16 protein-coding genes and 2 pseudogenes are annotated in these 20,691 nt (G+C 40.0%); 7 read left to right on the top strand and 11 right to left on the bottom strand.

All coding sequences use genetic code 11. The features are described from left to right. Positions 1-51 precede the first annotated feature (51 nt). The 5 genes and pseudogenes from ACYVGO_RS20580 to ACYVGO_RS20560 all read left to right on the top strand — a co-directional run bounded on the left by ACYVGO_RS20580 (position 52) and on the right by ACYVGO_RS20560 (position 3,900). Positions 52-720: a hypothetical protein gene (locus tag ACYVGO_RS20580; protein WP_460970873.1), complete on the top strand. Its 669-nt coding sequence runs from the start codon at positions 52-54 to the stop codon at positions 718-720. A gap of 246 nt (positions 721-966) precedes the next feature. After that, positions 967-1,149: pseudogene (locus ACYVGO_RS20575) on the top strand (DUF2958 domain-containing protein); the annotation flags it as partial. 115 nt (positions 1,150-1,264) lie between these two features. Next, positions 1,265-1,756: a hypothetical protein gene (locus ACYVGO_RS20570; protein WP_460970872.1), complete on the top strand. Its 492-nt coding sequence runs from the start codon at positions 1,265-1,267 to the stop codon at positions 1,754-1,756. A 246-nt stretch (positions 1,757-2,002) separates the two neighbouring features. Beyond that, entirely contained in the window at positions 2,003-2,680 is a 678-nt protein-coding gene (locus ACYVGO_RS20565; protein ID WP_460970871.1) for a recombinase family protein, read from the top strand. A 188-nt stretch (positions 2,681-2,868) separates the two neighbouring features. Further along, the gene (locus tag ACYVGO_RS20560; protein ID WP_460970870.1) at positions 2,869-3,900 is read left to right on the top strand and encodes a PDDEXK nuclease domain-containing protein; all 1,032 of its coding nucleotides are present in this window, start codon (positions 2,869-2,871) and stop codon (positions 3,898-3,900) included. Between the two features lie 74 nt (positions 3,901-3,974). On the opposite strand, the gene ACYVGO_RS20555 is transcribed toward ACYVGO_RS20560, so the two are convergent. After that, positions 3,975-7,304 carry a class I SAM-dependent DNA methyltransferase gene (locus tag ACYVGO_RS20555; RefSeq protein WP_460970869.1) on the bottom strand — a complete coding sequence of 1,110 codons (3,330 nt, stop codon included), beginning with the start codon at positions 7,302-7,304 and terminating at the stop codon, positions 3,975-3,977. A 145-nt stretch (positions 7,305-7,449) separates the two neighbouring features. Between ACYVGO_RS20555 and ACYVGO_RS20550 the strand changes: the two genes are divergently transcribed. Beyond that, the gene (locus ACYVGO_RS20550) at positions 7,450-8,076 is read left to right on the top strand and encodes a hypothetical protein (RefSeq protein WP_460970868.1); all 627 of its coding nucleotides are present in this window, start codon (positions 7,450-7,452) and stop codon (positions 8,074-8,076) included. Between the two features lie 107 nt (positions 8,077-8,183). Here the strand turns inward: ACYVGO_RS20550 and ACYVGO_RS20545 are convergent, their stop codons facing one another. Further along, on the bottom strand, positions 8,184-9,455 hold the full coding sequence (locus tag ACYVGO_RS20545) for a hypothetical protein (RefSeq protein WP_460970867.1): 1,272 nt from the start codon (positions 9,453-9,455) through the stop codon (positions 8,184-8,186). Between the two features lie 600 nt (positions 9,456-10,055). Between ACYVGO_RS20545 and ACYVGO_RS20540 the strand changes: the two genes are divergently transcribed. Further along, positions 10,056-10,598 carry an N-acetylmuramoyl-L-alanine amidase gene (locus tag ACYVGO_RS20540; protein WP_460970866.1) on the top strand — a complete coding sequence of 181 codons (543 nt, stop codon included), beginning with the start codon at positions 10,056-10,058 and terminating at the stop codon, positions 10,596-10,598. A 550-nt stretch (positions 10,599-11,148) separates the two neighbouring features. Here ACYVGO_RS20540 and ACYVGO_RS20535 read toward each other — a convergent pair. The 9 genes and pseudogenes from ACYVGO_RS20535 to ACYVGO_RS20495 all read right to left on the bottom strand — a co-directional run. Then, positions 11,149-11,658 (bottom strand): hypothetical protein, encoded by a 510-nt coding sequence (locus ACYVGO_RS20535; protein WP_460970865.1) that lies wholly within the window; start codon positions 11,656-11,658, stop codon positions 11,149-11,151. A 15-nt stretch (positions 11,659-11,673) separates the two neighbouring features. Next, complete coding sequence (locus tag ACYVGO_RS20530; protein ID WP_460970864.1) at positions 11,674-12,966, bottom strand: caspase family protein; 1,293 nt, start codon at positions 12,964-12,966, stop codon at positions 11,674-11,676. Positions 12,967-12,991: 25 nt separating this feature from the next. Beyond that, positions 12,992-13,897 (bottom strand): hypothetical protein, encoded by a 906-nt coding sequence (locus ACYVGO_RS20525; protein WP_460970863.1) that lies wholly within the window; start codon positions 13,895-13,897, stop codon positions 12,992-12,994. A 525-nt stretch (positions 13,898-14,422) separates the two neighbouring features. Beyond that, positions 14,423-16,062, bottom strand: a pseudogene (locus ACYVGO_RS20520) (IS1182 family transposase). Positions 16,063-16,503: 441 nt separating this feature from the next. Then, positions 16,504-16,956 (bottom strand): hypothetical protein, encoded by a 453-nt coding sequence (locus ACYVGO_RS20515; RefSeq protein ID WP_460970861.1) that lies wholly within the window; start codon positions 16,954-16,956, stop codon positions 16,504-16,506. Positions 16,957-17,027: 71 nt separating this feature from the next. After that, a complete protein-coding gene (locus ACYVGO_RS20510; protein ID WP_460970860.1) occupies positions 17,028-17,576 on the bottom strand; it encodes a hypothetical protein in 549 nt (182 codons plus the stop codon). 591 nt (positions 17,577-18,167) lie between these two features. Next, positions 18,168-18,302 carry an IS3 family transposase gene (locus tag ACYVGO_RS20505; RefSeq protein ID WP_460970859.1) on the bottom strand — a complete coding sequence of 45 codons (135 nt, stop codon included), beginning with the start codon at positions 18,300-18,302 and terminating at the stop codon, positions 18,168-18,170. Between the two features lie 941 nt (positions 18,303-19,243). Next, positions 19,244-19,858, bottom strand: coding sequence for a hypothetical protein (locus ACYVGO_RS20500; RefSeq protein ID WP_460970858.1), 615 nt, complete (start codon positions 19,856-19,858; stop codon positions 19,244-19,246). Positions 19,859-20,500: 642 nt separating this feature from the next. Next, a partial coding sequence (locus tag ACYVGO_RS20495; protein ID WP_460970857.1) for a hypothetical protein occupies positions 20,501-20,691 on the bottom strand: 191 nt, incomplete at its 5' end.

Genomic DNA, 20,691 nt, shown 5'->3' with positions numbered 1-20,691 from the left:
AACCCAAATGTATTAGCCACCTCCTAACAAGCGAAACTAAAAAATTAAGATATGCCGGTTCCCGACGAAACATATTTTGGTGAAAGACTGGAAGGAGGGTCTATTTCATATGGACAAGTAAGACAGCTTGAAGATGAAACGATGAAGTTGAAAATTCTTAAAGCCAGACTAGATACGCTACTTATCAAACAGTTTGATGCGCTTTCTGAGAAAGACGAAAAAGGTGAATACAAAGTTTATGGTCCATTTGCACTAAATGTTTTGACATTTCTGGCTATAGAAACTTTAGGGCATATTATCAATGATATTCCAAAAATAAAAAAAGATAATGAATACGAACAATCGAAAGCTATCGTGACACCAATTTATAAGTTAATAGACCTGAGCCTTTCTAATAAACCTTCTAAAAAATTCTATAAAGCTTTTGAAGTACTTCATGGAAGTTTAAAAAAAGAGTCTCTAAGTAAGTACTCAGATGTAATTCATATTTTCCAGAGAAATACATTTAATCATGGATACCAAGCAAGAGGTGTATTTGTTGATTACGATCCTTTCGCGTTCCAAATAGATGAGGACAAAGGATATATTGTTATTAATCCATATTTGTTTTGGGAGAAGTTCAAAGTAGCTTATGAAAAAGTTTTTGACCAAATTCTGAAAGGAAAAAACGCCAATTATCGTAAGAATGCGTTATCATATTTCGATCGTTTATTGAATTAATAGCTTTAATGTTGACTACATCGGTTAGTTCTGCCAAAAGGTACATAATTCGTCGACGTCAAGAACATCCAAACCCGAAATACAGCAGTTAGCCACCCAAACTCACACTTATTCCGGGTACTATACTCAACTTGCCAAGATAATCCCCATACTGGGCAATAAATCCACATAACTAATTGATTAACATATTTATATAGGCTTTACGTGGCGGATATACCCCAAATGTGTTAGCTACCCCAACTTGGCTATGTATCCATAAGAGAGCTAACCCCTGTATGTGGCCATCTAGAATTACCGGTCGAGCGTGATCGACACTTTGAAGGCAAACACCCTATTAGCGTTTATGCCCAGGCCGCACATTATAAAGAGCATATTACGTATGATGAGCAACTTTTGCAGCAAATATCAGTGCTCTTGAAAAAGGTGTAATTACTCGCTTTTATAGCCCTGTTCCGGCAGGGCTTTTTTAATAAAATTATCAATTCTGATAGGCCATACTTATTCAGTAAATTTGCAGCAAGTTTTACAAATTAACCCCGTGATAATGAAGTCAATTGATATTCGGTTCTTTTCACTCGCTGAAAATAGCCTACCAAAAGCGAAGAAAGAAAAAGCCGTTAAAGCCAAGAAAGTAATCCTGACAGGTTATATTTCTAATGCCGGTAAATTGGTATTCCCTGCTAAAACCACTACTGGTTTAGGCGTAGATTTTGAAAATACTACTTTCAAAGTCGGCATGCAGGAAGGAAAGCGTAAAGCCAAATCTCTTTACCTAGTTCCAGTCAGTGATAGCCAGGAAGATACTTTCCAAGTAGAAAAAGCCGCCAAAAGCTACACTCTATCATTGCCCTTTATTCTGAAAAAAAGCGGTGTAGATTTCGGGAAATCGAAATACGCCTTTACCATTCGTCTTTTTGACTATGAAGGTTCAACCGCTTTTGAATTACAATTGAGCCAGGAGGATGCAGCTCCTAAAGTCCCCTACACCGGCAAACCCCGTGGCCGTAAACCCAAGACTAATTCGGTTGAAGTCTAAAAGGTGTTAGAGCCAAGCAGTGCTAATAGCCCACCAGATTTAAAAAGCGTCGGTTATGCCACCAACAACTCAATGTTGGTGGCATGACTTTTTAGACGTATACCCTCTGTATTACTCCACTTAAACTATCATCTTATCTATATAAAAATCTTAGCGAGACTTGCTTGTTACAGATGTTAAATGGTCGTTTATCATTTGTAACAAACTGCACTTTTCCCTTATATTGGCGGTCTAATTCACTTCTTGATGGAAAGTCAGCCAATACTCAACGTTGCTTATTACCGAGTTTCGACTAAACTGCAAGGACAAAGCGGGCTTGGTCTGGAGGCTCAGCGCACTCAGGTGATGGGTTTCATTGGTAGCCAGGCGCAGCTGGTGCGAGAATTTGTTGAGGTGGAAAGCGGCAAGCGTAATAGCCGTCCGCAACTCTTGGAGGCCTTAGCTTATGCGAAACAAAATAAAGCCCGTTTGGTAATTGCCAAATTGGATCGACTCAGCCGTAATGCTGGATTTATCTTTGCCCTTAAAGACAGTGGGGTGGATTTTGTCTGTGCCGATATGCCCGATGCCAACACGCTGACTATTGGCATCTTTGCCACCCTCGCTCAGCATGAACGAGAGTTGATTGGCGAACGAACTAAGAAGGCGTTGGCTATTAAGAAGCAACAAGGGTTTGTCTTAGGCTCTCCTCAGAATTTAACGCCACAGGCTCAGCAAAAAGGTGTGAAAGCTATCAAGCTCAAAGCAGCTACGAACGAAAACAACCGACGAGCTTTATTGACCATTAAAGGCTATCTCCATCAGGATAAGACCCTGCAACAGGTTGCTGACGAATTAAATGCGTCAGGTTTCCGCACGGCGAAAGGTCAACTTTTTCAGCGGGTGCAGGTGCTACGATTAATGACTAAGCTTGCTAACGGTTGAACAGTCACACTACAGTAAGTTTGGTTCTCGCTGAATGCTATTAAGCTTCCTTCTACTATCCTGCATTGGCAATTCATAATTTCTGTGGAATAAATCAAATAGTTCAGTGTCTATATATGTAGCCTGTACCTTTATGCCAAACTCCAAACACTGGCAGACTATAGTAAACCTTACTGCCAAGTTGTGCTATGAATCCTAACCATTCCAACGCCCTACCTCTGTTTGGCAAAATAGCGGACCTGATCGGACTTGCCCGTCAGCAGGTCGTAACGACCGTCAATCTGACGATGGTACGTACCTATTTCGAGATAGGCCGAACGATTGTCGAGGATGAGCAGCAGGGCAATACACGCGCCCAGTATGGTAAGGCCATTATAACCGATCTGGCTAAACGACTCACCGACGCGTTCGGGAAGGGTTTTTCGGTACGAAACCTGGAACAGATGCGCCAGTTCTACCTGACGTATTCAATTCCGCAGACAGTGCCTGCGAAATTGCAACAACCTCGCTTTCAACTCTCTTGGTCACACTACCTGATTCTGATGCGAATCGATAACTCCGATCAGCGCCGTTTTTATGAACTGGAATGCGCGGCCAACAACTGGAGTTTACGGGAGCTGCAACGCCAGTATAGTTCGAGTCTGTACGAACGGCTAGCTTTAAGTCGTGACAAAGCTGAGGTACAGAAACTGGCTCAAGAAGGCCAACAGATCATTAATCCGCAAGACGTTCTTAAAAATCCGTATGTACTGGAGTTTCTAGGACTGAATGCCGAAACCGCTTATTCAGAGTCGCACCTGGAAACCCGGATTATTGACGAGATGCAGCACTTTCTGCTTGAACTGGGCAAAGGCTTTTTGTTTGAAGCCCGACAGAAGCGGTTCACCTTTAATGAAGATCATTTCTTCGTCGATTTGGTGTTTTATAACCGCCTGTTGCAATGCTACGTATTAATTGATCTGAAGACCGACAAACTCGTGCATCAGGATCTTGGGCAAATGCAGATGTACGTGAACTACTACGACCGCTATGTTAAGCTCGATCATGAAAAGCCAACCCTTGGCATTTTGCTCTGTAAGCAAAAGAATGACGCCCTTGTCGAGCTAACGCTCCCCAAAGACGCCAATATCTACGCCTCGGAATACAAACTTTATCTGCCCGATAAGCAACTGCTTCAGCAGAAGTTACTAGAGTGGACGGAGGATTTCGATACTAACTAGAGTGGATACGTTTTTGTTCCTTGGGGATTATCAGACTATTGAGTTGATTAGCGGGTTTTATCAACAAGGTCAGGTTAGGAAGCATATGTATTCTCCGGTGTGAAACGTAGCAGTGCCAATGCCGTAAGGGTATCTAATAAAGGTTGCACTTTGTCCACCTTGGTGCGTTTGAACTGACTAGCTATCTGTGCGGCATTAAGGGGTTGACTAGCTTGCTGAACAAGCGTACGAATCGCCTGCATCTGTCCAGCCAGTTCCTTAGGCCAGTCCTGTGGTCCAGTAGCCGCAACCGTAACGGCTTTGGTAACGGTCGTTTTGCCCAGATCGATTCCTAACTGTTGTTGACCAGGCGCTTGATACTCGGGACGTAAATACCGGATGAGTCCGGCTTGTTCTTCAACTGCACGTTCCTGATTGAGACGAACTAATCGGGTCAGAATTTCTGATTGAGGTAGATCCACTGGCCAGCCGTACGCATCCGCGACGGCCGCGTCGATTTGCTGATGCAGGCTGAGTACGACCGAGGCTAATCCCTGTTGATTGATGATCTGATCTTTGGCATTAAGCACTTCACCGGCTTTCAGTTTTTCGACGACGTTATATAGATCGGTAAGCGTTAGCGTTTCGTATTGCGCCTGCTGGCGTTTGCGGTGCGTATCTAATTGTTCAGCAAGTTCGCGAATACGTGCCAGTTGATTGGGTGTTGCGTCTGGAAAGGGAAATGTTTGAAAACAACGAGAACTTGGATATACAGGTCTATCTTCCAAAGTACTGCCTGTTGCCAATGCCCAAATTACGTGGGTATGGCTTGACAAAACACCCAGAGAGTAAGCATCCACCAGTGCAATTACTACAATTTTGTGGTCAGGTGTTATGTTAGAATCAACGAATTGGAAGATCCTATACTTAGCCGTTTCAACAGTAGCAATGTAACGAGATTGCCCCCCAAGCGCACTTCGTAAACCTTTACGCGTTTCACCAAACTCCCACCAGATTTCTTTCAATTTTTTGCGATTGTTCAGATCGCGTTCAGGTTTGACATGCGTAAAAACATGTTGGTACAATTCAGGGAATTGCGTGATGATCTGCGATTCACTCAAACCAAATAAGTCAATCAAAAACACGTTACGAGGCCGGGCGGTCAGGTCTTTGCCATTGCGATAGGGCCGAATACGAGCGTCAAGTTCTGGTTTACTTCCTAAACCAAGTTCTTTTGCCTGTTCTTCTGTCACAATAAAGCCCGAACCGGCCAGCATCATTCCGTTGCTGGTTATGCCAGTGTTTGCCTTTAGTGTAACGGATCCCGCTACGTCAGCTCCTACCGTGAAATCTGCGTTAATCGTCCCGTCAATTTCAGCCAGTTCAACCGCATGTGCATCGTCTTCATCGGTGGTTACTTCACGGGTTACAGTCGTTAGTTTTCCTGTCAACGTACCCGTTCGCCCTACGCTCATGGCAATTCGCACAGCCGCGCCCTGTGCACTATCAACCCACGGATGATCAGAAATAGCAAACGTCAGAGACAAAGGCGGATCGGCATCGAGATGACGCTGAATCAGTCGGCGGTTGAAGGTTTGTGTTATAGAATTAGTCGTGATGAATCCAAAGGTTTCTGCTTGGTTTTGGCGCACAATTTCGGCGGCTTTCTCCCACCAGTACATTACTAAATCGGCAGATTCTGGTACGATGCCTTTGTAGGCTTTCCGTAACGCTTCGACGTACTCATCACCCAACGCACCTCGCATCGCTTTGTCACCCACAAATGGCGGGTTACCAATAATGAAATCAGCTTTGGGCCATTCTGTCTGCTTGACGTTTGTAAAACCATCTTGATACGTTAATACTGCGTCCTGGTGGTGTATATTCTCGTATTCATCTAGCAATGGTTCGCGTAGTTCGCTTTCGCCCTGGGTGCGAAGGTGCCATTGCAGATAGCCAATTTTCAACACTACGTCAGCAATGGCGGCCGCGCGGGGGTTCAATTCCAGCCCCAGCAGTTGCCGGGGTGATACGGTTGTTCCTCCGCTGAGGTTAAGGAGTACCGTTTGTCCATAGGAGTTGATAGCGGCTAGTACTTCACCCTCCAAGCGTTTCAAATGTTCTAACGTTACGTAGAGAAAGTTACCTGAGCCACAGGCGGGGTCGAGAATCTTGATTGACGTTAACCGATTTAGAAAACGTACTAATTCCGCGCGGGCGTCTTTTGATTTGCCTTCCTCTAACTGCCAGGCGGCTGCGGCTTGTGCTGTCGTCCACTCCTGACGTAGTGGTTCTATTACCGTCGGCAAGACTAACCGCTCGACGTATCGGCGCGGGGTATAATGGGCACCCAGGCTGTGACGTTCGCGTGGGTCGAGGGCGCGTTCCAGCAGTGTTCCGAAAATAGCGGGTTCAACGTCTTTCCAATCGGCTTCGGCTGCTTTAAGCAGTAACTGCATCTGATCAGCCGTAAGCGGTAACGCTCTGGCATCATGAAATAGCTTGCCGTTGAACTTGCGGAGCCGGGCTTTCAGATCGGGAGAAAACCCGCCTATATCCATCGTATGCCAAAGACTCTCTAATGCGTCCGGTAAATACTGGAGCAGATCGGGCAATGCATACTGCCGCAGCATTCCGGTAAAGGATTCTTTGGGAATTAGGCCTACATCTTCCGAAAACATGGTAAACAGGCAGCGCATGAGAAACTGCGCTACTAGTTCCGGAGCGTGGCCAGACCGCTCTAGTTGTGAGGAAACCCCTGCCAAATAACCGGCCAGTTCGCGCGTTACACGGGCCGACCGGCGGCTAGGATCTAGCTCACGCGGATTAGTGAATATCTGTCGTAATATAGTCCGGGTTTCCTCCTCGGCCAGTTTTGCCAGTGGTATCCGGTAATGCGTCTGATCAGGAAACGGTACAAACGAATCACCAACACCGGCAAAATTGCTGTATACGTCGATGCAATAACCCACATCAGCCACCAGTACAAATAACGGGCGTGGTTCATCGGCAGGAAGTACCCGGACATAGTTTAATGCCTGTTGACGAGCGGCCTGCATCATTTGTCCCCATTTAGCCGTTCCCCGCACAGCGTGACCTTTACGGCGTTTTTCGGGTGGGAGACCTAGTTCAGCGCGGTCCGCTTTTTTCTGTTGGTCAGGGTTATCGGTTCCCTGCTTGGTTTCGAGTACGAAGCAGCCTCGTTTATAGAGGTCAATTCGGCCGGTACTTTTCTTGCTATGAATGCCATCCGCAAACTCAACGGCTCGTTCAAGTACGTAGGCGTCTTGAGTTGGATTGTCGGTAGTTGGATCAGGGCGGGGAACGCCGATCAGATCGCAAAGGTCTTGCAGAAATAAGCCATAATTAGCCCGTTCGGCTCCACCAGATTGTTTCCAGCGGGTCTCAAATTCAGAATAGGTCACAGAAAAAGGGTAGATAGTTTTTAGTCAAATATATTGATGATAAGTGACTAACTAATCAAAACTACCAACCTGACCTGTTCACTTTTTCCCTTGAAGTATAGTCCGTATTTCTTTGGTGTACAATCCCAAAAGAAATAGTCTACCTATGCGACGTAAAAACGTTGATATTGAGAAAGAGCCGATTCGAGCCCGAGATATCATAACGAATCTTTCATTTGCCCGCACCGCTTTAGCCAAACTAAAAAACAAAGGCAAAGAGTACGATCCACTGATTGATACAATTACAGCCATTGGCGAAGATGATCCAATTCCGGCAAGCAAAGACCTTCAGGTGCGCTTCTCGATTAGCCCAGCTAAACTCAGAAAATGGATTGATACATTGTATGAGGACTTTCTAGGCGCTATTCGTACTGACTCCACAGTAATTCAATTCACAAGGTTGGAGCATAGAATCTGTATTTACGGATCTAGAGGATTTATTTCATTTCTCTGCCAACTGCCAGTAATACCTAGAATTGGCGAAGAAATTGATGTCCCTTTCATCGCTGCCTATACTACTGGATCTGGAGGCTCCTATTACGTATATGATATTAGGTATGAGTTTGGCGATTCTGAAATGACTGTCAATATTTGGGCGAGACAGGGTTTCTATAACAAGCATTTCGAGTATTTAAAGGATAGAGCAGATTTCGAAGGGCAGTTAAGTAAAGTAGAAAGTTTTGACATGACCGAATATGATATCGAAAAAGAATTGAAAGCCTGGTACAGATAAATTGTTGATAATTAACTATATAACTTATTTTTTGAGGATACTTAATTCTCATTTCTTAGCATGTATAGCCGCCTAATAGAATGAGAGTTTCTATTGAACCCTACAGATTATATACCTGCTTCTTCAGCATACTCTTCATACTCTTCCAAAACTGAATCCTTCATGTATTCTAACCGTTTCTCTTGCGAAAGTTCATAAATGGATTCATAGGATAGAAATGTACAGGACTCGGCCAGCGGACCCCGGTCAAGGAAGGCAAATACGGGTCTTGAGATTTCTTGTAGCACTTTCTCTTTACGCTCAGTGGGGGCAACAATGTGGGCACTAATACTCAAATTTGGCTGCAAGGCCATTAGATCAGCCATGCGCAGGATACCAGAGTAAATAGACGTAGTGTGCTCAACCTCAAACGCCCGTACGATTGAGCGGCCACGAATCCATAAGACATCAATGTTTTCGATCGTCTTCAGGGTCGCATCGTCGTAGTTAAGGGGTAATACATCCAATAAGGTCTTCTCTTTGGGTTGCCAAACATCCAGCACGCGCTGCCGATCGCTACGAGGGAGCCAGATCTTTAGATTCATCCGTTCGCCAATCTCGGCTAATAGCGCCTGGATCTTGATAGAGTCTCGTTGCGAGGATTGCTGCTGACTGTTTGTAACACTTACACTTTCTTCATTGTCGGGAATAGATACGGCTACCTGCTTGCTGTCCTGCGTTTTGACCGTGAGTGCTTTCAGCTTCCGTCTATCTAAATCACTTAAAGGGTAGTTCTTAGGAGAGACCAACTGCTCAAGCAGAATCTTCTCCAAATAACTTCCATCGGTATCGTCAATCTTGCGCAGGCTACCTCGAACCATGCCGGTCCAGGCTAAACTCTTTTTAGGGAGTTGTTTGGTAAAAGACAGCGATTTCCAGCAGATATCAGCCTCAATAGGAATGCTTTGCTCCAATGGCAGATAGGCAAGTGAATTAACCTGGAAGCGGACCACAAAGGGATCATTGGCTGGTACGAATATAGGCGTATCACTGATGAAGTATTTGCTGGACACCTCCAACACACCTACCCAGCGGGATAGCTTAGTTACGTAGCAGATAAGTTTATCGCCAGAGCGCAGTTTAGCCGCTACACTCTCTTGCCGCAGCCGGAATCCCGAAACATTACGTTCAGAGTTCATGAAGGCCTCATACGTATCTGGAGAAAACAAATCAATATAATAAGCCATGGGTGTGTGAAGCGAAGTCTGCTGTGAAGTTAGCGAAAGGAACGAAAAGGGATTCCAGCCTTTTACGAACGGACGTTTGTAAAACGCCATAAATGCCTCAAACCAAAAAAATAAAACAGCAATGCCCAAAATAAGCATTAGTGAGGGTTGCATCTAAAAAAACGGATCAAATTCGTCACGGTTCGACTGCAAGAACTTGACGCCCGATTGGTGAGCTGTATCCGATTTTCGGTCAATCTAAATAGCTGGTACACTGAAAATGGGTACGATTTTAGAAGACAAAGCGTTAGCGGTTCCTAGTGACTCTGCAACCGCATTTGACTTGTATCCGAAAACGGACGTTATAAATCCTCTTGAAGCAGGGCATCCACTGGCAATACCGGATTAATGATTGTTTGAGCAAGTCATGACGAATTCGATCCGTTTTTTTAATTATACGATAACTTTAGTCAAAATTCAGCAAAAAGATTACACATTTATTGAACAGCTTCAATAATTATCATATTAACCAAGCTACTATCTAGCTTATTCAAGCAATAAAGAGAAAATACGGGAAAATTCCCGTTGTATGCTAGCACAGCATTTACCAATTTTATAACGCTTTCAACTGAACGTATTAGCAACTAATATAGCTACATATGCATTTTGAATGCCTAATCAGTCTATTTCTAACTACGTTCAAGTTGTAAATTCCCAAACTAGGCAAATATTTTTAACAATTAGGTTTAAATAAAATCAATTGTTTTTCGATCGATGGCAACCAAAACTATCCAATTTAAATTTATCCCTGCGAAGGCATTTACACGAGGCCGTACAATGCCCATTCAAAGCATAGTTATTCATTCAACAGATGGCAGAAAAACGGGTGATATAGAAACGTTAACAGGGAATAAAGTATCTGTGCATTGGTATGTCACTCGTAAAGGGGAAATTTTTCATTTTGTCAATAATGCCGATACAGCTTTTCACGTGGGGACATTTAGGGATGCAAAGTTTAGTAACTCCGCCAGTCTCGGAATTGAACAAGAACATTTTGATCCTGATCCGGAAAACGGTCGCCCAAAGAATGAAGATTGGCCGGTTATACAGATTCAAACGGTTGCAAATCTTTGCGCTTTACTTTTTCAAATGCATAGTCTTTCAAAGAGTGTAATTAAAAGTCATGCAGAAGCTGCTGCTCCTAAAGGCAGGAAACAAGATCCATTTGGTTATCCTCTTGAAAAGTTGTTTCAGCTTATTGATTCTGCAATGAATGACCAATGGGTTGCTGTCAATATTAATGATGATGAAGATTAAGTGTGAAATATAAATAAAACAATGTACTTTACTACAAAGGTTTTCGGCATTACATTATGTATCTTGTTCTTCGCTTCATGCGCTTCATTTTCTAATAAATCAAAATGCAGGTTTGTTAATTTTGAACAATGGATCGAACAACGTAAAAAATGTGTTGTACAGGATGTTCAAAATATAGATTTAAAAGAGTTATACAGACAACAGAAAAGGAAACATATGGAAGACTGTAAAGCTAATCCGAAACTTTTTCAAGGCATAGGAGGTTTTCCTCCTTGTTAAAAACCAGTTTTAAATATTATATTTATTCCAGATTGAGAGATAGAAATTGTCTATCACTCTATTTTTGAAGTTATTCTCACAAAAGTCGACTTATTCACTTTACGACCGTAAGTCAAGCATTAAATAGAATTATATTTGTAGTGACGAATAAACATCATGAAAAACTATTACTGTAACAATGTTAAATAATTTAAGCTAATCATCACTAATTGTAAATAAATCAAACTTAACAATTCGCATATCAAATGTTTCTGATGATATGCGAATTATGTTAATTGATAATTTTTTTAATATTATCAATTAACATAATTCGCATATCATCAGAAACATTTGATATAATATATGGCTCTCCACTATTAGATTTTATAAGACCTAATTGATAACAATCTCTAGAAAATATTAGATATTCGTCTCTAAAAAATAATTTAAACCTTATTACAATACTAGGCTCAAATGAGCAACTTTTTAATATCTTATTTCTACCATATAAGTTTTTATTACTAAATGTTTCATATAATTTTCTTAAGTCATTGATGCTAAGTTTCTGCTTAAAATATACATCATAGCTAAACCATTTTTCTTTATTTACTCTTTTTGAAAGAATATTATTTAATCCTGTTGTATCAAGTATTAAAAGCTCAGCAAAGCTATTCTTCTTTTTGAACGAAAGCTCTTTGATTCTTTTGATTATTATTTCATCTTTCGGTAAATTCTGAGCATTTAAATGAATACATATAATCGAAGTGTAAAAAGCTATGAGTAATCTGATAAAAAAATACATTTTTGCCTTTTAAAGTTATATTTCAAGTTCGTAAGTAGGTGTTTGGCTAGTCGGCATATCTCTAGGAAACTGTACTCTTTCAAGATTTGCTTTGTTTTTTGTTTCTTCAACAGCGCGAAGAATAATGTTAGACCAATTGACATCCCCTGTATTGGTTACGCTAACCTCAATTTTTAATGAACTTAAAAATTGTTCACAAAAGAAGCCACCTGTATCTGGGTAATAATAAGAAAATTCGCCCGGGCTGCTTGAGGCAATAACACCTTTTCCACTATAGGAGAACAGAGCTTTGAGCGAATTAGAATCACCATTTATATCACCAAAGGCTAATCTTGGTTTTGCTTTTAATAAACGCCTTGCCGAATCATCTGTGATGTTACAGCAGTCCCCAATAACTAATAATAATCTTGATTTTTTATCAACTAATGGTTTATATATATCTGCAACTAAATCCATATTACTCTGATTCTGGCTTCCGAAAAACGACTTTTTTAGTTTAAGAGTAGGCCATTTATTATTGCCATTATTAGGTTGCCTTAAACCGTGTCCTGAGTAATAAAAAATAATAATATCGTTATCAGAAACATTTAGCTGTTGGATAGCATCTACAACTTTATTCTTTCTAAAGTCGGCATCTTTTAATTCGTGTTCAACAACAGTTATACCAGATGCATCTCTACTATCTCTTATAAAATTTAAAATATTATTATGATTTGCCAGACAACCAGCGCCAATTTGACTATCTTGTGTATCTGAAACTAAGAAAATATGAAGCTTACTCTGGCTTAAATTTATTTCTTCAGGCAGTGTTTTTGGATTCCAATTAAATTTTACCAAGTAATCATTACTTAGTAATTTAGGTTCTAGTACATTAAATGTTATAAGCCTACCACCATTGTTTTTAGTATCGTATACTGAATCAAGTCCAAACTGCATATTTCCTACTTCCTTGGACACTTTAAATATATCTGGATTATATGTATAAGAATTGCCTTCTATAAATTTAGGATTATAACCAGCAATCACCCATTCCATCTTACCGTTAATTAATGTCTTCGTATCACGCACATTCTGTTCAATTACAACCCAGTTGCTATTTTTTGTGAGAAAGCGAGTTCTTACAACATTACTAGGGTTGTTATTACCATAATAAAACATTACTGCCTCTACAGAGTCCTTTGTAGAATTTACATTAATGGTATCTTTTTTATAATACTTATACTTTATTTCATAAATTCCTTGGCAAAGGCCTTTTTGATAAAGTAATAAACCTATCAAAAAAGCAAATAATTGTAGTTTATTTTTCATCTCACAAAATTATTATTAATAAACTTTAATTTGATAATCTTATAGCTCTTCCACTCAAGCTAGCACCCACTAATAATTGGGGTCCTGTTAGCCCTTGTACATTAGGGCCAAAAAGTACTGGTAAGGCGAAGAATAACCTTAAATCATTTATCCATAAATTACCATTTAATTCAATACCGTGAAAAGATGTTTTTTTAGTTCCCAACGAAGCCTGTCTAAATGCTTCGTTTTGTCTTATATCACCAATGAGCCATCTTGAAGAGTAACCGAGATCAAAAGAAACTAATAAGGTATTATCATTAAACGTTTTTAGGTCGGGGAAAGGATAAAAACTTACCTGTATTTTTGGTGCAAGAGTAGCTGCATCTACTGTTTCACCACTATAAGTCCATTTCGCATTAGTTGATCCTGTTAGAGACACAAACCACCCAAAACTTTTAAATTTTGCGGCATTTAAATTATTGTATTTTCTGTAATCAAAGGTTAACGATGAGTTACCTTGACCAGGAACTAATATAGCTTTCCCGAATGAGCCTTGATTGCTATATTCAATAGTTCCAGAAGTATTTATTGATATCGATCCAGTAAACTGTCCCATATTATTTCCTATTGTTAATCCTGCTGCTCCCAATGCCTGATTATTCTGACTTTCTGGTTGATTTAAAGCAGCAGTATACGCACCAACACCAAAAATATCAACATTATTTTTATCAGCTGGGTTTACATCGGCTGCAACCAGAGGTGCATGTCTATCTATTGTGCCACTTGCGATTTTATTTTTTACAGTTTCAATTCTGTAATTTGGCGATAGTTGGGCATATAGCTCCTGACATAAGAGCATTTGTAAAGCAATAATGAAAAAATATTTATGGTGCCCTACTTTATTTCCTTGTAGAATAATAGCAAGGTTTTTAGGAATAAAGTTTTTCATATAAAAAAGTTTACAGTTTGAAAACTATTAATTTCTTGTAAATGAACAAAGTTATTCTTTTGAATGACCCAGAACGTCTTGAGTAATTATCAGAGATAAGGCTTTATAATTTCCACGAATAACGCAAACGTTTTAGGCTAAAAAAACGGGAAAATTCCCGTTTTTTTAGCCTAAAACGTTTGCGTTATTCGTGATTTGCGTTCTTTGTAGAAATTATATTTGGCTAAGCGATCAAAAACGCTATTGCATGATCTGAATGTTATCTGTATTTAGCCAACTGACCGAGTAAGATAGCGTTCATTCATAATATACAATACGTCGGAAGAAATTTGTTCATACAATGAGCCGTTCGACGCCTCATCACCAGGCTACTAGTACAAAGCCTTAGGCTTATTCCTGACACGAAGCTTTCTCGAAACCGATGCTATACTTCGTCAACACTTGAGCATAGATCCCATTAGGGATCTCGTTGCCGAATCGTACATGGGGTTCTTTGTGTAAAAGGATACTGTTGGCGAATTCAGCTTAGGTCGTTATTTGAGGCATCAATCGCACAAAAGCCGCTTGACGTGTCTTGGCCAATGGCACCTCGTTCAGCCAATCAACAATTCGCCAAAGGTTCATCGCCGTGGCAATGAAAATATGCTGTAAATGCGTTTTAGCTTGACCAATGTAGCGCGAACGGCGTATGCCAAAGCCACGAACTCCTTGAGAAAGCGTGCCTTCAATGCCCGCTCGCTGATTATAAAGATGGAGCCAGTTCGCTTCCTATCTGGCTGTCGAGCAGCCTGCAAGGCTTGGTAATGGCCGTCGGCTAACAGCTTAATGCCCCGGCGTTTCATGCGCGTACACTTGTGGTGAACCGGGCAGGGTACGCAATGCTTACGCGAGAACTTGATAAACACGCAAGGCTGGCCATTTCCTGCAGTTTTGAACCAGGATTGAGACGTATGCCCTTAGCCTGTTGATTGATCCAGTCGATTTGAAAATCCGCAGCCGCATACCCCTCACCCGCTAAGGCTTGCCATTTCTGGTCTTCCCGAGCTGGCCCTACTAAATCCACTTGATAGGTCTCCTGGCTCTGTACCAACATATACGCGCTCATATAACCGGTATCGACCAGATGCTGAGACGGTAGCAAGGACTTATCAGCCAATCCCTGATGAATCTGAGGTAAGGTATCCGAATCCCCATCGGTACTGATTGTAGTGGCTACTTGGGTAATCAGATGCGGTTGATCCTCTTCGCAAGTTTCACTTAAATGAACTTTATAACCTACCCAGGTAGTAGCGCGTTTACGACTAAATCGAGCCTCTAAATCGTAGGGGGAGCTGATGCTCTGAGCCGAAGGAGGTAATTCGCCTTGATTTTCAACTCGCCAGATAAGTTGACCGTCTACCACTCTGAACTGTTGAATCCACACCCGACGCAGAATATCAACCGCCGGTAGCTGCCAAAAGTGAGCAGCCTGTTGATCCATCTCGATTCGTTCCATGAGCCAAAACCCATCTTGACCAATTTGCTGGGCATATGCTAACCGTTTGGCTTTTGTATCCGGTAGGCGGTAATCATTGGCTCGGGGGCCGTATCGGTTGGCCCAGTCGGGTTGCAGTTGCCCAGCCAACCAGTCGGGTACGAGTTTAGCCAGGCTGTTGAGGGTGAAGCGCATGGTTTCAATGACACACTCTAATCGATTGGTCGCCCGAATGCGAGCCAAAATGTGGGTTGAGTCGGTCCGCTGTTTGTTGGCCGCTTTCAGCCACTTATGTTCTTGGCAACATACCAGCAGGTGATTCAGCAGGCGCTCTTCTGCATGACCACCTAACAAGCGCTAGCGGAATTCAGACAAGATGCTAAAGTCAAACCCAGCATCAGTTAACTCTAAGCCCAACATGTACTTCCAGTCAATTCGAGCTCGTACTGCATCGGCGGCTTGTCGATCGGAGAGGTTCTCAGCGAATTGCTCAACTCACCAGCGCTAACTGCCAGGGGGCTTGCGCCGGTTGTCCACGTTGCGGAAACAGATCGGCGAAGAGTGCATCGTCGTACGGTGTGCCGATAGTGTCCCGCAGTTGCATGTATCGATTACCTTGAGGGAATGCCGCCCGCGCTATCTGGCGCGTTTGTAGCGGAATAGGAGAGATGGTTTGGGGTTGTAGGCTCATCACAAGTAGGGGTCAAGACACCTCTGAAAATAGCATTTTTATTCAAAATGGAATTCGCCAACAGTATCCCGTTGGAAGAAGAACCCCTATTCACCTGTGACACAGTTTAGCGAACAGTCTCACTAACTTTTCGTTTAGCTATGCAATTGCTTATAAATTACTCTCCTTAAGTTTAGTAACTATACAATGATAAAGCCCTGATCATAATAGCATCAGCTAGATCAGGGCTTTATGAAAGATAAAATCTTTATTAGCTATGACTCTTACTTATTCGTTCGGGTAGCACCATTTACACGTTCTCGATCTGTATTGCGCGGGCGTTTGACAACATCTCTCTTCGCAGTGATACGGCCCGTATCAGAATTACGATATACTGTTCGCTTTGCCATGATTCGCGTTATTTAAGTGAAATTCTTTACGTATAATAAATGTATTATATTATTAAAATATTCTGTAACTTCTATTTTCTTCGAAAGAAAATTTTGTTCTATTTGTACTTAGCTCAATGATTCTTTTTTTTACACTAAGTACATAATCTCTAATAAGAGAATTTTGATTCTCATATGTACTTTTATCGAAAGCAAATTTACACAATCTTTCAACTTCATTACTTACGGAGTTAGCTTTCTCTAAATCGCGATTTAACTCTTTTTCTATTTCATCGTAATTTTCTTTAATAGGGTTTATATATACTGTTCCTTTACTTTTGGCCAATGCTTCGTTCATTTCGAAAATTAGCCCTTCTACTATTCCTTCGTAGAATTCACGTTTACTTGGGTCTGGTATCTTTTCCACTTTTTCGCCCAGAACCATTTCCAGTTGCTTGACCTCTTTAGAGTTGTAAGTCAAGTATTTATCTGTCAAGACGAGATCAATTAGTTCGTCAAGGCTCATTTTACTGTTAAAGATCATATCTAAATAGGATTACTGTAGGTTTATGTTAGTCTTGTTACTAATTCAGGCATTTATTGATTGTTATAGCGCCTATAAAGCTTCGTTCTAACTGCACCTAGTATTCTACCAATATCGGAACTAGAAATGTCCATTTTATTGGCAATTTCATCACTATCAAATCCAGAGTTTTTAAGCAAAACAAATGTTTGCTCTTCATTATTAAATAAGTTCATCATTGATAATTCATCGGGGTTTGTTGAATCTATACTTTCACTATTCGTAAAGATTTTACAAAAATCATCAACAGAACTTGGTGACTCACCACTAGTTGGAAATCTCCTGGTTTTTATGTAAAAAACAAAAGCTTGTTGTTTTAAAAGAGAACGAACACCATTTATAACATATTCATACCTGTTATGAACTTCTAATCCTGACTTTTCTTCAATAAATAGTTCCATGATCGTATCCATAGTTATATCATATGCTATTGCTTTGCACTCCACAACTGACCAAATATTCATCTTACGAACGCAAGCGAGTACATATAAAAATACATATCTAACTGACAGTGTTGGATGAGCTTCGTTGCCATCAAAACTGCTTTCTGATAACCTTCCCATGTCTTTATGAAGTTAAGAATTACTAAAACTTTAATTAAATGTCAATCACTTCTGATAATTATCATTACAATTAGCTGTATACTATGCTGTGGGTATAATGTAAATTTATTTGATGTAGTTTTAAAGTTTTTCAAATCAAAACTACTTTATACTTATATAGGTGGTAAAAACAGATCAATAATTTCATGACATGAAAAAATATTAAGTTTTTTTTTAATATTGTTAATATAATGCAATTACATGTTGTTATAGTTATATAATTGTATTAAGATAACGCAGATGTGTTTGCCTAATTGTTGACTTGTGAGCAGGCTTGTAATAGGGATACTTCTTTCAACGGGGCGGATTTATATGATAAGAAACGGGTTTTATCGTTGAAACTGCTTAATTATTGTTATTTAATACCTTATAAAATAAGGTGTTTAAAAAGAGTATTCAAATAGGGTATGGACTTGCAACAAAACACTGGACAAATCTCTAAGCGACATTTTGAAATTGCCTATTATAATAGTCGTAAGGGAAAGATAGCCTGACGCCGAGTGCCTTCGTTGGCGATTGTACCACTCGGGCACCCCCGAAAATCTCTTTGTATTAAAAAACTACCTGTTTGGCCGTATTTTGAGTTTGAAACTCCTGCTGATACACTAATTCCGATTTGAAGCTCTTGAAGAAGCTATCAGCTAGAGTGTTATCCCAGCAGTTGCCTTTCCCACTTATGCTTTGCACAACCAGAGGGTATTTTTTTAGCAATCTAGTAAAAGCATGACAAGCATACTGCACCCCTCGATTAAGGCCCGCTCAATTGGTAGGTATGCCAAGCGGGAATGGTCGTCTCAGCAGCCTTCATAGACTTACCAAAGCCCAACCAATCAATACAATTCATAATTATATTTAGATGGAGCCAGCCTTCACCCGTACGGATATAACGGGGCCGCCCGTGCGGTCAAATCCGAAACCCATGCCTGACCCGGTTTTACAGGATTGAACTGACGGTTCAAACGTTTTCTGCAACTAGGTAAGTGTGCTTGGAACCCGTAGTCGTGACTACATACTTCTTCTGAATGATACTTCTCAGATTAGCTTGTTTCATCAGTCTTGTCACGCGGGGCCAGGATATTTTTACGCCTTGAACGTTCAATCCCAAGTGATTTTGGGACTACCGTACCGACTTTTACTAACGGTGAATAAGCTACTGATTAACTGTGTGATAGCTTGATTTTCACTGGCTCTTTTGATGGCTCGTTGGGCTAACCAATAATAATCCACTGGTGATTTGGGTGAAACAATTTACTAAACTGTCTATTCCCTTTCACACCTTATTTGTCCACTTTCATTTGACGATTTACAGTAAGAACTGGAAAATCGAATCTATTCTGCATGCAAGACTTAGTCCTAGCGGTTTTAGAGTAAATTAATATATTGTATAAGAATCGAGAATATGTTCTATTATTCCTTCATAAGAAGATAGTCACCTCATTTGCGAATTAATACATAGCTCAATAAATAAATTTTCATAAGCTTTTTTAATACATAATTCCCCAATCGTACAACGAGTCGGGGTCTTATGTATTCATTGTGTATAGCCTAAATATTATGTTCTTTTTCCATGTAAAGAATGATATATAATTGATACATTTGCCTAATTACATAGACTTTAAATAATAGAATTATTTAGTTTTATTTTTTAACTGATATACCTTAGCAGGCTTATGACCATTATTCGGTCCTCGTTCTTTGGTTGCTCTAGTTTTTTGCCTTATACTTTGTCTATAGTGCAAATTAGTAGATGAGACTTTAAGATTTTTTTTATTACTTTTGGCGAAATTGTTTCCCCCTGTTTTATTTCCTTTATTTTTTGAGTAAGCGAGCAATTCCACTAGAGCTTCTGCGCCCACAACAATCCACACTGCCATCCAAAGTTTCACATATCCAATAGGAAAGCTAAAATCATGAATTAGGACATCGGCTACAATTGCGGACATTGACAAAACAGATAATGATATTTTTGTCTGTCCTTCTTTCCATTTTATTTTTTTTGATAAAACATTAGCAGCCGTTACAATAAAGTAATAATAACCACCATATAAAAGGCTTCCTAAAATGATTAGAGGAACCTGAATAGTAAGTTCCATAAATACCACCTCAATTTTCAGAACAAATGCTGTTGCCAAAAGCATAATTAGCAGCAATGTAATTACATCACGTTCTAGCTTATTTTCTAATCGATATACCAATTGTTTCAGGTAGTTAAGCATCCGCGTTAGCCTTGATTGTTTGCTCATATTTATTATTGATTAAAAAACGGTTGTGAAACAAAATTTATATTTCCATAAAACCAACAAAATATGAATTTAATTAAATTTTTAAAAATCTCTAATAGATATTTTAGCTATCATTAGAGCTATTATATTCTAAAAAATTTGCGAAATTGTAGTGATTAATTAGTGGGATAATCTATATCTACACAGTTACGATTAAAATAATTTATAGCTATTATTTGTAAATTATTGTATTATGTTTTTTATTATCTTTCTCGCCAAGTAGATAGTAGAATAGATATGGATCTAATAATTGTGATTATTGGGAAGCAAAGCCCTGATCGTAATAGCATCAGCTAGATCAGGGCTTTATGAAAGATAAAATCTTTATTAGCTATGACTCTTACTTATTCGTTCGGGTAGCACCATTTACACGTTCTCGATCTGTATTGCGCGGGCGTTTGACAACATCTCTCTTCGCAGTGATACGGCCCGTATCAGAATTACGATATACTGTTCGCTTTGCCATGATTCGCGTTATTTAAGTGAAATTCTTAATTCTTTACAAATAAAAATAAATTGTATATTGGTAATTCTATTTCACTATTTTTGAAATTTATGATTAAACTATTATAGATTTGTTTGTTTTATTTAGAATACGGGCTATTATACTTCATCTAAAGCTATCAAACTGTAACTATGTATTGAAGAGTTGTCATTCGAGATGTCTTTGCAAAACCTTTCTGCTTCCTGGCTTAAAAATTGTGACTCATCTGTGTTACAATTTAACTCTTCATCTATTTCATCGTAATTTTCTTTAATAGGGTTTATATATACTGTTCCTTTACTTTTGGCCA

It is taken from the genome of Spirosoma migulaei, from assembly GCF_054776855.1.
This window is presented reverse-complemented; position numbering and strand designations above follow the sequence as displayed.